This is a genomic window from Tenggerimyces flavus, assembly GCF_016907715.1.
Taxonomy (GTDB): domain Bacteria; phylum Actinomycetota; class Actinomycetes; order Propionibacteriales; family Actinopolymorphaceae; genus Tenggerimyces; species Tenggerimyces flavus.
Genome location: NZ_JAFBCM010000001.1, coordinates 2,888,878 through 2,907,811, shown reverse-complemented (window position 1 = coordinate 2,907,811; position 18,934 = coordinate 2,888,878). Strand labels below are relative to the sequence as shown.

At 69.5% G+C, this 18,934-nt stretch carries 15 protein-coding genes; 7 read left to right on the top strand and 8 right to left on the bottom strand.

Annotated elements, in window-relative coordinates; all coding sequences use genetic code 11:
- Positions 1–39: 39 nt before the first annotated feature.
- On the bottom strand, positions 40–3,168 hold the full coding sequence (locus JOD67_RS13610) for an ATP-dependent helicase (protein ID WP_205117808.1): 3,129 nt from the start codon (positions 3,166–3,168) through the stop codon (positions 40–42).
- Between the two features lie 295 nt (positions 3,169–3,463).
- Between JOD67_RS13610 and JOD67_RS13605 the strand changes: the two genes are divergently transcribed.
- Entirely contained in the window at positions 3,464–3,787 is a 324-nt protein-coding gene (locus tag JOD67_RS13605; RefSeq protein ID WP_205117807.1) for a hypothetical protein, read from the top strand.
- A 403-nt stretch (positions 3,788–4,190) separates the two neighbouring features.
- Here JOD67_RS13605 and JOD67_RS13600 read toward each other — a convergent pair whose 3' ends face one another.
- Entirely contained in the window at positions 4,191–4,550 is a 360-nt protein-coding gene (locus JOD67_RS13600; RefSeq protein ID WP_205117806.1) for an MGMT family protein, read from the bottom strand.
- Positions 4,551–4,579: 29 nt separating this feature from the next.
- Between JOD67_RS13600 and JOD67_RS13595 the strand changes: the two genes are divergently transcribed.
- Entirely contained in the window at positions 4,580–4,951 is a 372-nt protein-coding gene (locus JOD67_RS13595; protein ID WP_205117805.1) for a hypothetical protein, read from the top strand.
- On the opposite strand, the gene moeZ is transcribed toward JOD67_RS13595, so the two are convergent.
- Positions 4,945–6,117, bottom strand: coding sequence for an adenylyltransferase/sulfurtransferase MoeZ (moeZ, locus tag JOD67_RS13590; protein WP_205117804.1), 1,173 nt, complete (start codon positions 6,115–6,117; stop codon positions 4,945–4,947). The genes JOD67_RS13595 and moeZ overlap by 7 nt on opposite strands.
- A 110-nt stretch (positions 6,118–6,227) precedes the next feature.
- Between moeZ and JOD67_RS13585 the strand changes: the two genes are divergently transcribed.
- On the top strand, positions 6,228–6,698 hold the full coding sequence (locus tag JOD67_RS13585) for a multidrug transporter (RefSeq protein WP_205117803.1): 471 nt from the start codon (positions 6,228–6,230) through the stop codon (positions 6,696–6,698).
- 131 nt (positions 6,699–6,829) lie between these two features.
- Here JOD67_RS13585 and rnhA read toward each other — a convergent pair whose 3' ends face one another.
- Genes rnhA through JOD67_RS13570 form a run of 3 tightly spaced genes read right to left on the bottom strand, consistent with a single transcriptional unit; the run spans position 6,830 to position 10,938 of the window.
- Complete coding sequence (gene rnhA / locus JOD67_RS13580; RefSeq protein ID WP_205117802.1) at positions 6,830–7,294, bottom strand: ribonuclease HI; 465 nt, start codon at positions 7,292–7,294, stop codon at positions 6,830–6,832.
- A gap of 16 nt (positions 7,295–7,310) precedes the next feature.
- On the bottom strand, positions 7,311–9,092 hold the full coding sequence (locus JOD67_RS13575; RefSeq protein WP_205117801.1) for an ABC transporter ATP-binding protein: 1,782 nt from the start codon (positions 9,090–9,092) through the stop codon (positions 7,311–7,313).
- 1 nt (position 9,093) lies between these two features.
- Positions 9,094–10,938, bottom strand: a complete 1,845-nt coding sequence (locus JOD67_RS13570; RefSeq protein ID WP_205117800.1) for an ABC transporter ATP-binding protein — start codon at positions 10,936–10,938, stop codon at positions 9,094–9,096.
- Between the two features lie 94 nt (positions 10,939–11,032).
- Here JOD67_RS13570 and JOD67_RS13565 point away from each other — a divergent pair, with 94 nt between their 5' ends.
- On the top strand, positions 11,033–11,998 hold the full coding sequence (locus tag JOD67_RS13565; RefSeq protein WP_205117799.1) for an alpha/beta hydrolase family protein: 966 nt from the start codon (positions 11,033–11,035) through the stop codon (positions 11,996–11,998).
- Here JOD67_RS13565 and JOD67_RS13560 read toward each other — a convergent pair.
- A complete protein-coding gene (locus JOD67_RS13560; RefSeq protein ID WP_239553834.1) occupies positions 11,979–13,382 on the bottom strand; it encodes an NAD(P)/FAD-dependent oxidoreductase in 1,404 nt (467 codons plus the stop codon). The genes JOD67_RS13565 and JOD67_RS13560 overlap by 20 nt on opposite strands.
- A gap of 165 nt (positions 13,383–13,547) precedes the next feature.
- On the opposite strand from JOD67_RS13560, the gene JOD67_RS13555 reads away from it, so the two are divergent.
- Positions 13,548–14,930, top strand: coding sequence for a cytochrome b (locus JOD67_RS13555; protein WP_205117798.1), 1,383 nt, complete (start codon positions 13,548–13,550; stop codon positions 14,928–14,930).
- Here JOD67_RS13555 and JOD67_RS13550 read toward each other — a convergent pair.
- Positions 14,914–15,858, bottom strand: coding sequence for an aldo/keto reductase (locus JOD67_RS13550; protein WP_205117797.1), 945 nt, complete (start codon positions 15,856–15,858; stop codon positions 14,914–14,916). The two genes, JOD67_RS13555 and JOD67_RS13550, sit on opposite strands and share 17 nt — an antisense overlap.
- Before the next feature lie 121 nt (positions 15,859–15,979).
- Here JOD67_RS13550 and JOD67_RS13545 point away from each other — a divergent pair, with 121 nt between their 5' ends.
- Positions 15,980–17,884, top strand: a complete 1,905-nt coding sequence (locus JOD67_RS13545; RefSeq protein ID WP_239553833.1) for an alpha/beta hydrolase — start codon at positions 15,980–15,982, stop codon at positions 17,882–17,884.
- Positions 17,885–17,978: 94 nt separating this feature from the next.
- The gene (ligD, locus tag JOD67_RS13540; protein ID WP_205117796.1) at positions 17,979–18,893 is read left to right on the top strand and encodes a non-homologous end-joining DNA ligase; all 915 of its coding nucleotides are present in this window, start codon (positions 17,979–17,981) and stop codon (positions 18,891–18,893) included.
- The last annotated feature ends 41 nt before the right edge of the window (positions 18,894–18,934 follow it).

Below are 18,934 nucleotides of genomic sequence, written 5' to 3'. Positions count from 1 at the left end.
AGCGGTTGTCCGCGGCCATGAACACAGTGCGGCGCCGGCTCATGGCGTCACCTGCCCACCCTCGACATGGACCGGGCAGCTCCGCCGCACGTCGCAGACGTTGCACCAGCGGTTGTCCGCGGCGAGAAACGCGGCGCCGGCCATCCCCTCGGCGGTGTTGCGGACGAGGCGCTCGGCCCACTCCGGGTCCTCGGCCTGCTCGATCGGCGGCTGGTGCTGCTCGGCTGCCTTCGCGCCGGTGCCGAGGTGGACGAGCATCGCGCCGCCGCTCCGAGTCTCGCCTCCTGCTGCTTCGGCGAAACCTCCGCGCTGGACGGCGAGCTGGTACGCGCCGAGCTGGGGGTGCTCGGGCAGGTCAGCTCGTGCTGGTCGACTCTTGCCGGTCTTGAGGTCGACGACGATCAGCCTGCCCTCGCTGTCTCGCTCGAGCCGGTCGATCCTCCCGGTGAGCTTGGCGCGGCCGACCTGGACCTCGAAGCCCTCCTCGGCGGCGACGAGCGCGCGCGGGTTGCCGCGCAGCCAGCCGGCCAGTCGTTCGACGATGTCGCGCGCCTGCGTGTGCTGGCGGTCGGCGTACCACCCGGTGCCGGCGTCGATCTCCGGCCAGCGCTCCTCGAACTCGTCGAGCAGCTCGTCGATGTCGACGCCGGCCGACGCGAGGTCGTGGACGAGGTTGCCGATGCCCTGGCGTACCTCGTCGCCCGCGCTGCCGCCGGAGGCTTCGAGCAGCCAGCGCAGCGCGCAGCGGCTGAACGCCTCGACCTTGCTCGGTGAGACGCGGACGCTCTCGTGCGGGCGGCGGAGTGGTCCGTCGTCGGAGAGCGGCGGGAGCGCGTACCAGCTGCCGGGGTGCGCGCCCCTGACGCCGGCGGCGGCGAGCCTGGCCAGCTCGTGCGCAGCAGCCTGCCTGCGTGCTTCGTCGCTGCCTTCGGGTGCGCAGACAACCGAACGGAGCTCGGCGACGACGGACGCGAGGTCGAGGCCTCTCGGCACGCGGGTGAACGGGCGCTCGTCGCCCGGCCCGGTCCAGGGCGCGAGCTCGTCGAGGAAGCGGGACGGGTGCGACTCCTCGTCGGAGATCGCGGTGACGAGAAGCTGCCTGCGAGCTCTCGTCACCGCGACGTAGAAGAGTCTGCGTTCCTCCGCGAGCATCCGCGCGACCGCGAACGCCGGGGAGCTGTCGCGGCCGGCGACCAGGTCGACGAGCTGCTCCGAGCCGAGCAGCGAGCCGCGGATGCGCAGGTCGGGCCAGACACCCTCCTGAACCCCGGCGACGGCCACGACCTCCCACTCGAGGCCCTTGGCGGCGTGCGCGGTGAGGACCGCGACCGCGTCTCCGTCGGGTGCGCGCGGGGCGAGCGTGTCGGCCGGAATCTCCTGTCCCAGCAGGTGATCGAGGAACACCGCGGGACCGGCGGCGGGCAGTCTGTCGACGAACCTTTGGACGGTGTCGAACAGTGCTGTGACCGCGTCGAGGTCGCGGTCGGCTGTTGCGGCGCCTGGTCCGCCGGCGGCTGCGCGTGCCGCCCAGCGGTCGGCGACGTTGGCTCCGTTCCACATGGCCCAGAGGACGGACTCCGCGGTGGCGGCGTCGTCGTCGATCGCCTTGGTGGCGAGCTGGAGCAGCTCGGCGATGCGGTGCGCGGGCCGCATGGCGTTCTCGTCGAGCGGGGTGAGTTCGAGCGGCTGCTGGATGACCTCGACGAGTAGCTCGGCGGAGGCCTTCGTGCCGCCGTTGGCGAGCTCGAACCGTCTGAGCTCTTGCCTGAGCCGCCGGAGGGCGAGGACGTCGGCGCCGCCGAACGGGCTGGTGAGCAGCTCGACGGCGACGTTCGTGTCGAGCTCGCGGCGACCGGCGGCGAGCTCGAGCAGGGTGAGGAGCGGTCTGACGGCCGGCTGGTCGACGAGCGCGAGCTCCTCCAGCCGTACCGTCGCGGGCACGCCGGCCATGGCGAGCGAGCGCCTGAGGACGGGGACCTGGGTGGCGGCTCTGACGAGCACGGCCATCCGCGACCACGGGATGCCCTCGACGAGGTGGGCTTCGCGGAGTCGTTGCGCTGCGTACGCCGCCTCCTGGTTGGCGCTGCGGAAGAGGTGGACCTCGAGGCTGCCGTCGTTGGTGCTCGCGGGAACGAGGCGGCGGTGCGCGGGCGGGCCGCCGAGCTTGGCGGCGACCCTCCTCGAGGCGGCGAGGAGGTTGGTGCCGGCTCTGCGCGAGGTGGTGAGCGCGACGGTGCGGGCGTCGGCGCCGTCGGCGCGCTTGAACCGCTGGGCGAAGTCGCGGATGCCGTCGACCTCGGCGCCGCGGAACGCGTAGATCGACTGGTCGGGGTCGCCGACGACGATCAGGTCGCGGCCGCCGCCGGCGAGGAGCTGGAGCAGCTCCTCCTGGGCGGGGTCGGCGTCCTGGTACTCGTCGACGAGGACGACGGACCGTGCTTCGCGTTCTTCTTCGAGCAGCTTCTTGTCGGTGCGAAGCAGGTCGACGGCGGCTCGCACCAGCTCGGCGGGGTCGAGGGCTGGGGTTTCGGGTCGGAGGGCGGTGACTGCCTCGTACTGCCTGGCGAACTTGGCGGCGGAGACCCAGTCGTCGCGCTTGTTTGCCTTGCCGAGCTTGGCGAGGCTTGGTGGGTCGATGCCGCGCTCGGCCGCTCTGAGGAGGAGGTCGCGGAGCTCCTGCGCGAAGCCTCTGGTGAGGAGGGCGGGTCTGACTAGCTCGGGCCAGTCGCGGGCTTGGAACTCCTCGACGTCGCCTCTGAGCAGGTCGCGGATGAGGAGGTCCTGCTCGGGTCCGGCGAGCAGGCGTGGCGTGGGGAGGGCGTTGAGGACGGCTTCGCGTCTGAGGAGGCCGAACGCGTAGGAGTGGAACGTTCTGGCCAGCGGCTCGCGGATGGTGCGGTCGAGCCTTGCCGCGATGCGGTCTCTGAGCTCGGCGGCTGCTCTGCGTCCGAACGTGAGCGCGAGGACCTGGCCGGGGTTGAGGCCGTCCCGTTCGATCCGGTCGGCCGCGGCCTCGACGAGCGTGGCGGTCTTGCCGGTGCCCGGGCCCGCGAGAACGAGCAGCGGACCACCTCGATGATCGACGACTGCTCGCTGGGCAGCATCGAGCGCCGGCGCCGCTTGGTGAGTGCGGGGCCGGCGAACGAGTCTGTAGGCCGGAGCAGGCATGCCGGGCATTCCATCAGACCGCTCCGACAACCGTCTCGCCGCCGGGCCGATGAGGCGTGATTCCCTTGTGGGAAAGACGAAACGAGGTCCGAATTGTCTGTGGATTGCTGTGGATTGCCTGTGGGCAACGCACTTGACTCAGGCGTTGGCGTTCGCTGTCAGCGGATTCTCGGGGAGGCCGGCTGGTCGGTGGGGTCGGGGAGTGGTGGGCCTCCCGCCTGCGACAGTGCGGCCGTGTCCAGCTCGCTGCGTAAGCTGTTGGCTCGTGTTCCTGTCCATGAAGTCGACGCGAGCTGTGCCTGACCGACCTGAGATCGTGTGCATCTGCGGCTCTGCCCGGTTCGCGGACGAGCTGCGCGCGGCGAACCGCGACTTGACCTTGGCAGGCGTCATCGTCGTCGCGCCCGGCGTCTTCCGGCCCGCCGAGGATCACGACGCAAACGAGGTGATCACCGACGAGCAGAAGACCGCGTTGGGCGCCCTCCACCTGCGCAAGATCGACCTGGCTGACCGCGTCCTGGTCGTCAACCCCGGCGGGTACATCGGCGAGTCCACGAGCAGGGAGATCGCCTACGCCCGCGCCACCGGCAAGCCGATCTCGTTCACCGATCCCGTCTGACCAGTGCTTCTCCAGGCTGAAACAGTGGCGTGGGCTCGCGACGCCGCCTAGCCTCGATCCTTCGTCCAGCGGTTGCTTCACCCGGTCCGGCCCCGCTCTGGGGCCAATGATCATGTAAACATGATCAATGGCCCCATTACGTGGGGTGGACGCCAGGTAGAGGGGCTACTGGCCGCGTAGGGTGACACGACGCTTCACCTACGGAGTGCCTCCCGCTCGGATCACTCGAGCCCTCGCAATCCCAAGCCTCCCCGCAGGACAGACACGTCCCTCTTCACAGGCCAAAGTCGCCCACCAACGATGAATCCTGAGGCCAAGTCTTGTCTGGCAAAGAGCGCCGGTCATCGGGCGCAGCGCGATGGCGCGGGGCGCAGCGCGTCAGGCGATCGTTGGCAGACACGGCCTAGTCGCCAGGGGCCGCAGTCGCCACCTTGCGGCGTCGGCTGAGCTTCTTCGGCTGCTTCCCGTCCCAGCGCGCCTGGCGCATGTCCACCCGCGCCGGATCGCCGGTGGGGCGGAACGGCGTGCCCTCCGAGCGCAGCTGCCGGATCGCCTCGCCCGCGTTCGCTTCGTGCGGGCTGCCATCGGCGCGGACGACGCGCCACCAGGGGACGCCGCCGCCGTAGTGGGACATCACCCAGCCGACCTGGCGAGGGCCACCCTCACCGAGGTACTCGGCGATGTCGCCGTACGCGAGCACCGTGCCGGGCGGGATGCGTTCCACGACCGCGAGCACGCGCTCGACGTACTCCTCCGTTGGCATTCGGCGGTCCTCCCGACGACAATCGAGCCGTGCTCTGGCGGATCAATCAGATCATCAACGCGCTGGCAGTGATCGCCGTGGTCGCCGCGCTGGTCTTCCTCGCGGTGGCGTTCGTCCGGTCGCTGGTCGATCCCACCTCGGATCGGCACGGCTACGCGATGATCTTCTCCGCCGTCCTCGGCGTCGTCGCGATCGCGCTGCTCATCCCGCTGGTCGCGGCCGCGAAACAACTGCGTCGTCGCCAGCGGGCTGGCGCGGGCTGGCAGGTCGTCACCGGAGCGATCGTCGCGGTGATCAGTGCGATCGTTCCGGGTCCGTACTGGATCGGAATCGTCGTCGGGCTCGGGGTAGCGGCACCGGCGGTGCCGCTACTCCTCACCAAGCAGCGCGTCGATCAGTAGGAAGGCTTGTCCGGCTCGATCTGGGAGACCCACGCGAGGATCCCGCCGCCGACGTGCACAGCGTCGGAGAAGCCCGCGCCCTTGGCCGCGGCCAGCGCCTCGGCCGAACGTCCGCCGACCTTGCAGTGCAGCACGATCTGCTTGTCCTTGGGCAGCTTCTCGAACGCCTCGCCGGTGAGGAACTCGCCCTTCGGGATCAGTACCGCGCCGGGGATGTTGACGATCTCGTACTCGTTCGGCTCGCGTACGTCGACCAGCTCGAAGTCGCGCTGACCAGCCTCGCGCTCGTCCAGCCACTGTTTGAGGGTGCGTACGTCGATCGTGGAGTCCACCGCTGCCTCCGCTGCCTCGTCGGAAATCACTCCGCAGAATGCCTCATAGTCGATCAGCTCCGTCACCGGGGCGGTCTCCGGGTCGCGGTTGATCTTGAGCTCGCGCCACGACATCTCCAGCGCGTCGAAGATCAACAGCCTGCCGATCAGCGGGTCGCCGATGCCGGTGATGAGCTTGATGGCCTCGTTCACCATCACGCTGCCGATGGAGGCGCACAGCACGCCGAGCACGCCGCCCTCGGCGCAGGACGGGACCATGCCGGGCGGCGGGGGCTCGGGGTAGAGGTCGCGGTAGTGCGGACCCTGCTCGGCCCAGAACACGCTGACCTGGCCTTCGAACCGGTAGATCGAGCCCCAGACGTACGGCTTGCCGAGGATCACGGCGGCGTCGTTCACCAGGTAACGCGTCGCGAAGTTGTCGGTGCCGTCGAGGATCAGGTCGTAGTCACCGAGCACCTCGAGCGCGTTGTCGGAGTCCAGCCGCGTCTCGTGCAGGATCACCTCGACGAACGGGTTGATCTCCTGGATCGACTCCTTGGCGCTGCGCGCCTTCGGCTTGCCGACGTCGGACTGGCCGTGGATGACCTGGCGCTGCAGGTTGGACTCGTCGACGGTGTCGAAGTCGACGATGCCGAGCGTGCCGACACCGGCGGCGGCCAGATAGAGCAGCGCGGGGCTGCCGAGGCCACCGGCGCCGATGACCAGGACCTTCGCGTTCTTCAGGCGCTTCTGCCCGTCCATGCCGACGTCGGGGATGATGATGTGGCGCGAATAGCGACGCACCTCATCGACCGACAAAGACGCGGCGGGTTCGACGAGCGGCGGAAAGGACACGGCGTACTCCTCGGGGTGGACAGCACTCACGGTTGGCAACCGGGTACGTGCCCTCCATGTTCCCGCATCGGTCCAAACGGTGGACGCCCAGCTCATAGGGTGGACGGATCATGGTTCTTCGCCGGATGCGCACCCTCGCCGTGCTCGAGCTCGCGAACGTGATCATCATCTCGGTCGCGCTGCTTGCCGTCTTCCGGATGCCGCCCACGGTGTCCAACCTGACCGGCCTCGTGCTGGTGGCGGCGTTCCTCGTGGAGGGCGGCGTCTACTGGTGGCTCAAGGCGCGCCAGCTGGTGACCAGGGCTCCAGCGCCGGCTGGCATGGCGACATTCCGGCTGCTGCGACGTGTGAACGTGGTCCTGCTGGCCGCGGGCGCGGTGGTCATCGCGGCCGACTCGGTGGCGAGCGGCATGGGCGTACGGAGCTGGCCGGGCGTGGCGTTGTGGGTCTTCGCGGTGCTGGAGTACGTGAACTACTTCCACGTTCAGCTCATGCACGACACCCGCGCCGACCTCGCCCGTCTGTTCACCCGCGGCCTGCACCGTTCGCACCTGGCGCGCGACCTCACCGCGCGGCGGTGACGCCGGCGGGTGGTTTCGAATGAGGGCGTCCCTGTAGCGATCTCCTCGAGCGATGGGCCGGGCTCTTCGATAGAGGGACGCCCTCATTCGAAACGGGCGGCCGCCCGGACCAGGGGGCTCGCTCAGGTCCGCTAGCTCGCGGCGGCCGAGCGGGTGGCGCTGGAGGCTTCGTCGCGGCCCTTGCAGGCCAGGCCGTCCGCGCGCTCGTTGCCGGGGTCGCCGCTGTGGCCCTTGACCCAGCGCCAGTCGACCTCGTGCACGCCGGCTGCGGTGTCGAGGCGGCGCCAGAGGTCCTCGTTCATCACTGGCTTCTTGGCCGAGGTCAGCCAGCCGCGCTTCTTCCAGTTGTGGATCCAGCTGGTGATCCCACTCCGCACGTACACGCTGTCGGTGTGCAGTACCACGACGGACGGCCGCGTGAGGCTCTCGAGCGCCATGATCGCGCCCATCAGCTCCATCCGGTTGTTGGTCGTGACGGACTCGCTGCCGTACAGCTCCTTCTCGTACGCGCCGTACCGCAGCAGCGCACCCCAGCCACCGGGCCCGGGATTCCCGCTGCAGGCCCCGTCGGTGTAGATCTCGACAGCCGTGTCCATGCCGCAGAACCTACCGTCATTGGTACGCCCGCGACTGCAGGCCGTACAGCTCCGCGTACAGGCCGCCATGGGCCATCAGCTCGGCGTGCGACCCCAGCTCGAGCACGCTGCCGGAGTCGAGGACGACGATCAGGTCGGCCATCCGTACGGTCGAGAAGCGGTGCGACACGAGCAGCGTCACGGTGCCGCGGGAACGGGAGTCGCGCGCGGCTTCGGCGAAGCGGGTGAACAGCGCGTGCTCGGTCTGCGGGTCCAGCGCCGCGGTCGGCTCGTCGAACACCACCAGCAAAGGGTCCTGCCGCATCAAGCCCCGCCCGAGCGCGAGCTTCTGCCACTGCCCACCGGACAGGTCCACCCCGTCCCACTGGGTGCCGAGCTGACTCTCCAGGCCATCCGGCAGAACGTCGATCACCGACGTCGCGCCCGCCCGGTCCAGCGCCGTACGGACCGCGCCCTCGTCGGAGAGCCGCCGCAGATCGCCAACCCCCACGGTCTCGCGGGCGACGAACTCGAACGCCGCGTGGTCCTGGAACGTCGCGCTGACCCGCGACTGCCACTCCGCCAGCGGGAACCGCTCGATCGGCGTCCCGTCGACGAGCACCGAGCCCGAGTCCGGCACGTAGAAACCGCTGAGCAACTTGACCAACGTGGTCTTGCCCGCTCCGTTCTCGCCCACGAGCGCGACGACCGAGCCGGCCGGCAGCTGGAGCGAGAGGCGGTCGAGGATCAGCCGGTCGGTCTCGGGATAGGCGAACGTGACGTCCCGCAGCTCGATCCCGTCCTGCACCGATGCCGGCACCGACAGCGGGTTCTCGGGGGTCCGGGCGACCCGGACGGCGTACCGCTCGAGCCACAGGAACCGACGGGCAACCCGCAACGTACGCAGGAAGTTCGTGCCGTACGACACCATGGTCCGCGCCGCCCAGCCCAGGTTGGCCGCGAGCCCGACCGCGAGGACGACGTCACCCGGCGTCGCGCGCCCGTTCAGCGCCAACGAGATCACGAACACGACCGCGCCGACGTACCCCGCGGCCGAGAGCAGAGCGTCGAGCGACTGCAGTACCGCGCCCTTCCAGTCCGCCCGATGGCGGACCGCGACGACGGGGTCGGAAGCCTTGTGGTGCAGGCGAACGAGCTCGTCCGTCAGCCCGAACACCCGCAGCTCCTTGCCCGACGAGCCGTTCGTGCCGAGCTCGAACAGGTCCCGCCGCAGGCGTTCGGCCTCGCTCGTCTCCTCCTGCGCCGCGACCTGGAGGTCGCGGGTCTTGCGTCCGACAAAGACCGAGACCCCGCCGAGGGCCGCGAGGGCGAGCAGCGCGGGATGGACCTGCGCGAGGAGTACGGAGACCGCCACGAGCGTGCTCAGCGAACGGACGATTCCCGCTGTGGCGTTGGTCATCTGGCCGAGTCCGTCGCGTTCCTCGCGGATGCGATGGACCTGGTCGAGGTACTCCGGATGCTCGTGGTGCGCGAGGCTGTCCGCGCCGCCGAACGTCTCCATCAGCTTGCGGTCGGCGAGCGCGCGGGTACGTTCGAGGACGGCGAACACGCAGTTGCAGTAGATGAAGACGTTCAGCATCAGCACGCCCACGCCGACCGCGAGGAGCGCGACGGCCCAGAGACCTGTCTCCAGGTCCTGCGCGGAGACGGCGTCGACGAACACCTTGCCGGCCCAGACCAGGATCGGTGGACCCGCGGCCATGACCACGCCGGTGAGCAGCTGTCCCGTGGCCTGCAGCGGTGCCGCCTTGAAGCCGAACCCGATCGTCCGGCGGAACGCCTCGAACGACTCGCTCATCTCATGCCTCCGCTCGGAATCGCTCGGCCTGCAAGGCGAACATGTGCGCGTAGCGGCCGTCGCGTTCGATCAGCTCGTCGTGCGTACCGTCCTCGATCACGCCGCCCTCGGTCATCACCACGATGCGATCGGCACGCCGGACGGTGGAGAACCGGTGCGAGATCAGGCAGGTCGTGAGGCCTTCGGTGAGCTCGAGGAACCGGTCGTACAGCTCGGCCTCGGCGCGGACGTCGAGCGCCGCGGTCGGCTCGTCGAGTACGAGCACGCGCGCTCCCGCGTCGACGGCGAACATCGCACGGGCCAAGGCGATTCGCTGCCACTGCCCGCCGGACAGGTCGACGCCGCCGGTGAACTCGCGGGAGAGGATGGTGTCCCAGCCGTTCGGCAGGTTGCGGATGACGTCGAGGGCGCCGGCGCGTTCGGCGGCGTACTCGAGCCGTTCGAGATCGCGGTTGTGGCTCGGCGCGCCGAGGCCGACGTTCTCCTTGGCGGTAAGGGGATAGCGGGCGAAGTCCTGGAAGAGGACGGCGATCCGTTCGCGCCAGGCTCGCGGGTCGAGCTCGCCGAGTGGCGTGCCGTCGACGGTGATCTGCCCGCTGGTCGGCTCATACAGGCGGCAGAGCAGCTTGACGAACGTCGTCTTGCCGGCTCCGTTGTCGCCGACGATCGCGAGCGACCTGTGCGCCTCGATGTCCAGGTCGAGGCCGGCGAGGGCGTCGCGGTCGGCGTTCGGATAGCGGAACGTCGTTGCCTGGAAGGAGATCTGCTCGCGCGGCGCGTTCGGTGGAAGCTCGCGCGGCGCTGTCTGCGCCAGCTCGACGCGCTGGCTCGACAGCTCGTCGGCCATGCTGAGGATCTTCGGAACCGTGACGGCGGCGCGGGAGAGGTAGACGTTGTTGTCGTCGAACGCCGTGTACGAGTTGGCGCCGGCGAGCGCCTGAATGAAGACCGCGATCGCGGCGAGTGAGAGCACACCGTTCACGCCCGCGTAGACGAGCAGGACGTAGGTGAGCAGGTTGACGAGCAGGATCGCGCTGGTCGTCCCGTACATCACCGACTTCCGGGGCTTCCGGGTCTTCCAGACCGGTTCGATCGCGGTGCGGAACGAGGTGTCGAACCGTTCGAGCAGCCAGTCGAGCATGCCCCAGATGCGGATCTCCTTGGCCGGCCCTGGCGTGAGCGCGAGGTCGCGGTAGTACTCGCTGCGGCGGAGCTCGTTGCTCTGGTTGTACGTGACGGCACCGACGCGGAAGTACTCGCGCTGCATGAGGTGCACGACGATCGGCCACATCACCAGCCAGATCAGGCCGAGCCACCAGTGGAAGAAGAAGAGGACCGCGACGGAGGCGAGCGCGCGGAGCCAGGACGGGATCACGCCGGGCAGGGCCTCGATCGCGCGACCCGCGTTCTCGGCGTCGACGGACAGGCCGCGCGCGGTGCGGATCTTGTTGATGACCTCGGGGTCCTCGAGGTGTTGGATGCCGGTGGGTTGTCCGACGGCCTCCATGACGCGTTCCTGCAGGTACCGGTCGACGTCGCGCCCGAGCGTGGCGGCCGTGGCCTGCAGAATCGGGGCGGTGGCACGTTCCACGACGACGAGCCCGCCGATCGCGACCAGCAGCCAGATGCTGCGCTCGGACTCGCCGGTCCTGACCGCCTCGGGGATGCCGCCGATCAGCAGCCCGGTCAGCACGCCGGCGGCGACCGGGACGAACGACTGGACCAGCACTCCGGCGACCATGACCGCGGTCCGGCGGCGGCTCAGCTTGGGGAGCAGCCCGAGAACGGAGAGCAGACCCTTGATCGACGGCGGCAACCACCGCGTGACGTCAGCTCGAGTTGGCATGACGTCACTATGACGGCATTGTCGACGTCGCCGCAACCCCTTCTGCCGCTTTCTGACAGCACTAAGACGCCGGCCAGTCGGTAGGCTGGTCGGAGTGGAGGTGTTGGAGCTCGTCGATCCGGCGCGGCGGCGGTGGGATGGCACCGGCCCGCGACCGGTGCGGACGTACGTCTGGCGGCCGCCTGCCGAGCGGCCACCGCTCGCCCTGCTGTCGCACGGCCACGGTGGCCATGCGCGCGAGCTCGGCTGGCTCGCCGAGGCCCTCGTGGCGACCGGCTTCGCGGTCGCTGCCCCCGAGCACCACGGCTGCACGGCGAACGACGAGGTCCCCGAGGGCTTCGCGTTCGGCTGGGAACGGGCTCGCGATCTGTCCTTCGTGCTCGACCACCTCGACGACGTCTCCATGCAGGAGACGGTCGCCGTCGGCAACTCCGGCGGCGCCTATGCCGTCGCCGCGCTGCTCGGCGCCCGGCTGGACCGCGACGTCTACCAGGGCCTGATGGCCGCCGAGAGCGAGCTGCGGACCGAACTCCTCCGCCGCAACCCGGACCTGCTCTCCGACGACCTGCTGGCGGCGGCCACGGCCTCGTACGCGGACGACCGGGTGACCGCCGCGTTCCTGATGGCGCCCGTCCTGGGCACGATGCTCGACCGGCGTTCCCTGAGCGCCATCGACAAGCCGGTCCGGATCCGTTGGGGCGAGGCCGACGACATCGCCCCGCCTGGCGAGAACGCGTTGGTCTACCTCGACGCGATCCCCGGCGCGACCGGGGAGTCCCTGCCCTGCGGGCATCTCGAGTTCTCCGGCGACATCGACGATCCCCGCGATATCCGCGGCCAAGTCGCCGCGGAGGTGGTCGCGTTCGTGAGGGGTGTCGCGCCTTACCCGGCCAGTGGCCGCTCTACCTGGCGTCCACCCCACGTAAAGGGGGGCGAGGTCAACCGGTCGAAGCAACGGTCAGGCTGCTGCCGGGTTGGCGAGCAGTTCGTTGAGGGCGGGGGCGGGCCGGGCGAACCCATCGTCGGACGAAAGATCGAGGCTAGGCGCGGCCGGAGATGACGTCGGCGATCTCGGCCACCTTCGACGTGTGGCCCAGGCCGGCGTCCTCCTGGCGGTCGGCATAGCGGTACGCCGCGTACATCGCGTGCACGCCGAGGTAGCGCAGCGGCTCGGGCTCCCAGCGGCGGACTGTGCGACCCACCCAGGGCAGACCGACGAGCGGGGTCTCGCGGCCCAGCACCAGGTCGGTCAACGTCCGGCCAGCAAGGTTCGCCGTCGCGACGCCGTGCCCGACGTAGCCCCCAGCGGCACCCAGGCCGGTCGACGAGTCGAACGTCACCGTCGAACACCAGTCCCGTGGCACCGCCAGCACCCCCGACCACGCGTGCTCGACAGCCACGCCGCGCGCGACCGGGAAGAAGCGCCCGAGCAACTCGGCCAACGCCGCCACAGTGTCCGGCGAGGTCTGGCCCGACGAGTCCCACCGCGACCCGAACCGGTACGGCACTCCCCTGCCACCGAAGGCGATCCGCCCGTCCGCCGTGCGCTGCGCGTACATGTACGCGTGCGCGGCGTCACCCAGCAGCTCCGACCCGGACCAGCCGATCTCCTTCCAGGCCTCCTCGGGCAGGGGCTCGGTCACGATCAACGAGCTGTTCATCGGCAGCCACGTACGCCGCTCGCCGCGCAGCCCCGCGGTGAACCCCTCCGTTGCCCGCAACACGTGCCGCGCCCGCACCGTCCCGCGCGAGGTCCGGACGATCCCCGGCCGCACCTTCGTCACGCGCGTGCCCTCATAGATCGTCACGCCCATGCGCTCCACCGCACGCGCGAGCCCGTACACCAGCTTCACGGGGTGGATCCGCGCGCAGTGCGGCGAGTACGACGCGAGCAGCGCGCCCTCCACTTGCAGCCGTTCACCAAGCTCCATTGGCGAAAGTAGCCACTTGTCCCGCTCGCCAACACCCCACTGGCGGGATGCCTCGACCTCGTTCAACAGGCGCGTACGCTGCGGTGAGCTCCGCGCGACGCAGAGCACGCCGCCCTTCACCGCGTCGATGTTGAAGCCCTCGCCGTCGGCGACCGAGAGCACCTCGTCGACGCTCCCGTACATCGCCTTCTGCAACGCCACCACACCGTCGCGCCCGTGGGTCTGCGCATAGCGCTCGGGCGACCCGGCCAGCTCACCGGTCAACCAACCGCCGTTGCGACCCGAGGCACCGAAGCCCGCGAACTCCCTTTCCAGCAAGGCGATCCGCAGCGACGGATCGCTGCGAGCCAGATAGTAAGCGGTCCACAACCCGGTGTAGCCGGCACCGATGATCGCCACATCCACTGTGGTGTCACCTGGCAGCGCGGGCCGCCGTTGGGGCGTACCGAGCTGCCGCCACCAGAACGAGACGCTTCCGTTGACGAAGTCGACCATGAGTCGCTTTGTTCCCATTCCCATATCGCAATTTCCCGACCTGCGATCCCAGCCGGAACGTACGACAGTCAGCCCGGTCTGTCGAGCGGTTCTTATGAGGCTCGTCACGTTCTCTCCGCTTTAGGTCACGCCGCCGCCAAGCATCTCGTCAGACAGGTGACGGCGGGTCCGGAAGGAGGACCAATGCGAACACCTCGGTTCCGCTTGGCACAGGTGGGCGAGCGATCGGCCTGGCTCGACGCGCTGCGCGTGCGAATCTTCCCTGACCGTTGGTCATCCCTGTTCGGCCAGATCTCCCTCTACTCCTTCGTCGCGGTACTGCTGAGCGGCGTCGTACTGATGTTCTTCTACGACCCCTCGGCAACGGTCGTCAGCTACGACGGCTCGTACGGCCCGTTGCACGGCGTACGGATGTCGAAGGCGCTCGAGTCCACGCTGCACATCTCGTTCGACGTGCAGGGCGGCATGCTCGTACGGCAGCTGCACCACTGGGCCGCGCTCGTCATGATGGCGGCTCTGATGCTCCTGCTGCTGAGGCTGTTCTTCGTCGGCGCGTACCGCAAGCCCCGCGAGAAGACCTGGCTGACGATCGTCACCCTCCTGCTCGTCGCGATGGGCATCGGACTCACTGGCTCGGCACTGCCCGACGACCTCCTGTCCGGCTCGAGCATGGCGATCCTCGACGGCGTTCTCGCGGCGACCCCGCTCGTCGGCCCGCTGGCGTCCAGGCTGCTGTTCGGCGGCCCGTTCCCCGGCGACGTCAACGCGGTGCTCTACCCGGCGCACATTGGACTTTCCGTCGTCGCGATCGGGCTATTCGCCCTCCTGATCCGACAGGCGGTCAAGCGCCGGCACGTCGTCGCGGCCTCCTGGCGGCGGCTGACCGCCAAGCGGGTCGGAACGTTCTTCGCGACTCTCGGCGTGCTCGTCCTGATGGCCGGGACGCTGACCATCAACCCGATCTGGCTGTTCGGACCCGCCGACCCGGCGAGCAGTACGGCAGGCGCCTCGCCGAGCTGGTACCTCGCGGTCCTCGACGGCGCGCTGCGGCTCGCACCCGGGTGGGAGGTCGAGTGGCTGGGCCGGACCTGGTCCGTCGCAATCCTCGCACCGCTCGCGGTGATCACGCTGTTCTTCGCGGTGCTGGCGCTGTACCCGTACCTCGAACGGCTCTTCACCAAGGACCGCAAGGAGCACCTCGAGGTCGAGCGCTTCCGCGACAACCCGAGGCGCAGCGGGATCGGCGTGGCCGGCATGGCGTTCTACGGCGTGCTCTGGGCGGCCGCCGGCTCGAACACCCTCGCCCCCGCGTTCGGCGTGACCGTCGAGGGCATGATGTTCGCGTTCCAGCTCCTGCTCGTGGTCGGGCCGGTCGTCGGCTTCCTCGTCACGCAGTACGTCTGCCTCGGCCTGCTGCGACGCGAGCAGGACGACGCGCTGCACGGGTACGAGACCGGCATCATCATCCGGTCGCCCGAAGGCGGCTATACCGAGGTGCACGCCCCGGTCGAACGAAAGCCGGAGCTCGTCGGAACGAAGGTGCGCGAGCTCAGCGGCCGGCCTTAGGTGGAGGTACGAGCTCGTTCAGCTCGGCCAACTCCGCCGCGGTGGGGATCCACTCCCCCGCGGCGGCGTTCGCCTTGACCTGCTCGGCGTTCATCGCGCCCGCGATCACCGACCCGCAGCCCGGCTGGGCGTCCAACCCGCCGATGCCGACCTCGAGCAACGTCCGACCGTGCGACTCCGCCCACGACCGCAGTGACTCGGTCCGGTCGATCCGGTCCGCGACCCACTGGTCCTGGTCGCGCAGCCGCGAGTTCGACGGGATCGGCTCGCCGCGGCGGACCTTGCCGCTCAGCAGGCCGCGGGCCAGCGGGAAGTACGGCAGCATGCCGACGCCGTAGTGCCGCGCGGCCGGGACGACCTCGGCCTCGGCGCCGCGTTCGAGCAGCGACCAGTGGTTCTGGGCCGATACGAACGCGGTGATCCCGAGCTCCTTCGCGACGTGCGCGGCCTCGGCGATCCGCCAGCCGCCGAAGTTCGAGCTGCCGACGTACCGGACCTTGCCCTCCTTGACGAGCTCGTCCAGCGCGGACAGCGTCTCGGCGATCGGCGTCTTCGGGTCGGGGTTGTGGATCTGGTAGAGGTCGACGTAGTCCGTACGCAAGCGCCGGAGCGACTCCTCGATCGCGCGCCGGATGTACGCACGACCACCGCGTGCGCCGGCGGCGGGTCCGTAGCCCATGTCGCCGGCGAACTTCGTCGCGAGCACGACCTGGTCGCGATGGCCCGCGACCGCCTCGCCGAGCAGCTGCTCCGAGCCGCCCTTGTTGCCGTAGACGTCCGCGGTGTCGAACAACGTGATGCCCTCGTCGAGCGCGGCGTGGACCACCTCGCGCGTCCCGTCGGCGTCGAGGCGACCGCCGAAGTTGTTGCAGCCGATGCCGACGACGGAGACCTGCAGGCCGGAGTTCCCGAGCGAGCGATAGCGCATGTCTCAATAACGTACCGGCATGCCAAACCCGGACGACTTGCCGTAATCGCGGGACAGTTTGCCACCCCATGTGCCAGCGTGGCCGACGGTCACGGGTCGGTCACAAAACGAGGGGGAAGTTTTGCGCAAACTGATCAGCATCGCGGCGGCTCTGGCGGTCGCCGTACCCATGTCGTTCACGATGGCGACCGCGGAGGCCGCACCGTCCCCGTCGAGCCGCCTCACCGATCCACGGACGCCGTCGATCCCGCAGCGCTACCTGGACCAGCCGATCACCTGGTCGGTCTGCTCGTTCGACGCGTCCGTCAAGCAGCTGTACCCAGCGGCGCCGACGACGAACTGCGCGAAGGTCAAGGTGCCCATGGACTGGGCGCACCCGAACGCGCACCCCGACGTCGAGGTCGCGATCTCGTACAGCCGGGCGACGTCGACCTCCAAGGGTCTGATGACGACCAACCCGGGCGGACCTGGTGGTCCCGGGCTCACGTTCTCCGCCGGCCTCGCCGTGGACAAGCCGCAGCTGTTCGAGCAGTACGACCTGCTGGGCTTCGACCCGCGTGGCTTCGGCCAGAGCACACCGCTGCGCTGCCTCACCACGACCGAGGCCATCGAGGCGCTGCCGACGACACCGGACTACCGGGAGCGGACGCGGCAGACGCACAAGACCGAGGTCGCCGAGGCGAAGCTGCTCGCGGACGCCTGCTCGGCTGAGGAGTTCGGTCAGTTCGTCAGCAGCCAGCAGACCGTGTACGACATGGAGTTCCTGCGCGCGCTGATGAACAAGCAGCAGGCGCCAGCACGGCTGCTGAACTTCATCGGCTACAGCTACGGCACCTGGCTCGGCGGCTGGTACGCCGACACGTACCCGCAGCGCGTGGGCCGGTTCGTCCTCGACTCGAACATGGACTGGACCCACACCCAGTGGGCGAACGTCAACTTCGACACGTTCTCCGGCGAGCGCCGGCGCGACACCCAGCTGTTCCCGTGGATCGCGCGGCACTCCGACCAGATCGTCGGCCTCGGCTCGACGCGGCGCGCGGTGACGAAGACGTACGACCGGATCCGCGCCGAGCTGGTCCGGCTGGTCAAGGCGGGCACCAGCGGCGTACGCGGCGACAGCCTCGACGGTCTGCTCTACAGCGCGTCGTACGGGAACGTCCGGTTCATCCGCGCGACCCTCGACATCCTGGTGCACGACGAGTACGCGAAGGCGCCGTCGGCGTCCGGCCAGATCGAGCTGGCGCACGTCGAGCGGGCATGGGCCCGGATCGCTCCGGAGCTGCAGAAGTACGACACGTTGGCGGCGATCCGCAGCCGGTACGGCGTCACCGACCCGTCCAGTGCGACCGCCGTCGAGTACCGCGTGACGACGCCGGGCTCGCGGCTGGAGGAGGCCCGGAAGTCGCTGCCGAAGGGCAAGCTCGCGCCGAAGGACGCCGTCGTGAACCTCGGCGCCGTCAGCACGGTGGTGCGGTGCAACGACACCCGGTGGAGCAAGGACCCGTCGTTCCACCTGCGCGAGGCGGACCGGAACGCCCGCAAGCACCCGTTCTTCGGCTACGTGGTCGGGGTGCCGATGTGCACGTTCTGGCCGTACGCGCCGCAGGACCGGAAGGCGGATCTGAAGAAGTCGCCGCGGATCCTGATGGTGAGCGGCGAGCTCGACCCGGCGACGGCGTACGAGGGTGCCTTGCGTACGCACAAGGACACCTCGCGGTACACGCGGTTGGTGAGCATCGACGACGAGGGCCAGCACGGCCAGTACATCGGCTCGCCGTCGGCGTGCGTGGAGACGATCGGCGACCGGTACGTGTTCACCGGTGAGCTGCCCGGCCGGAACCGTACCTGCGGCACGTCGCCGCTGCCGGAGGACGGCTCGGTCTACCCGGTGGACGGTCCGATCGACGGCAACTCCGAGCACCTGCCGCGGGACCGGTCGCTGGCCAAGGCGAGCGCGATGGACGGCCCGAACAGGTTGCTGCAGGCCGTCATGGACCGCGTCGCGGCTGAGGCGTCGATCCGCTGACCTGAGGGATTCGAATGAGGAACGCCCTGTAGCGATCTATTCGCTACAGGGCGTCCCTCATTCGGAGCGGCGGTGCGGTGCCAGGATGGGCCGTATGGCGGCGAGCAACACGGTGCGGACCAAGGTCGACGGGCACGTTCTCCAACTGTCCAACCTCGACAAGGTGCTCTACCCGGACACCGGGTTCACCAAGGGCGAGGTCATCGACTACTACATGCGCGTCTCGCCGCACCTGCTTCCCCACCTCGCCGACCGGCCTTTGACGCGCAAGCGCTGGCCGGACGGAGTCGAGAGCCAGCCGTTCTTCGAGAAGAACGCGCCCCGCGGCACCCCGAACTGGGTCCGCACCGTCCTCGTCCCCTCCCCGGGCAGCACGAGGGGCAGCGAAGAGGTCAACTACATCGTCGCGAACGACCTCGCGACGCTCGTCTGGCTCGCGAACCTCGCTGCCCTCGAGCTGCACATCTTCCAGTGGCAGGTCGGCCCGCGCGGCGGGCTCAAGGAGCCTGACCTGCTGGTGATCGACCTCGATCCCGGTCCGCCGGCGAACGTCGTGGACTGCTGCAAGGTCGCCCTGCTGCTGCGCGACCTGTTCGCCGAGGACGACCTGGTCGCGTGGGCGAAGACGTCCGGCTCCAAGGGCATGCAGCTGTACGTACCGATCGAGCCGACCGCGTCGCAGCAGACGTCCGCGTACGCCAAGGAGCTCGCCGAACGGCTGGCCCGCGACCACCCGAAGCTCGTCGTCGCGAAGATGACCAAGCAGATCCGGCCGGGCAAGGTGTTCCTGGACTGGAGCCAGAACAACTCGGCGAAGACGACCGTGGCGCCGTACTCGCTGCGCGGGAAGAACGCGCCGACGGTGTCGACGCCAGTGACGTGGGAGGAGGTCGAGGCTTGCCGGAAGGTGGCGGACCTGACGTTCCGGACCGACGACGTGCTCGACCGGGTGGAGGAGTTCGGCGATCTGTTCGCCGAGTTGCGCAGTTTGCGGCAGCCGTTCCCCTGAGCGAATCCACTCCAAACGGTAGGATCGCTCCCTTCACCCCC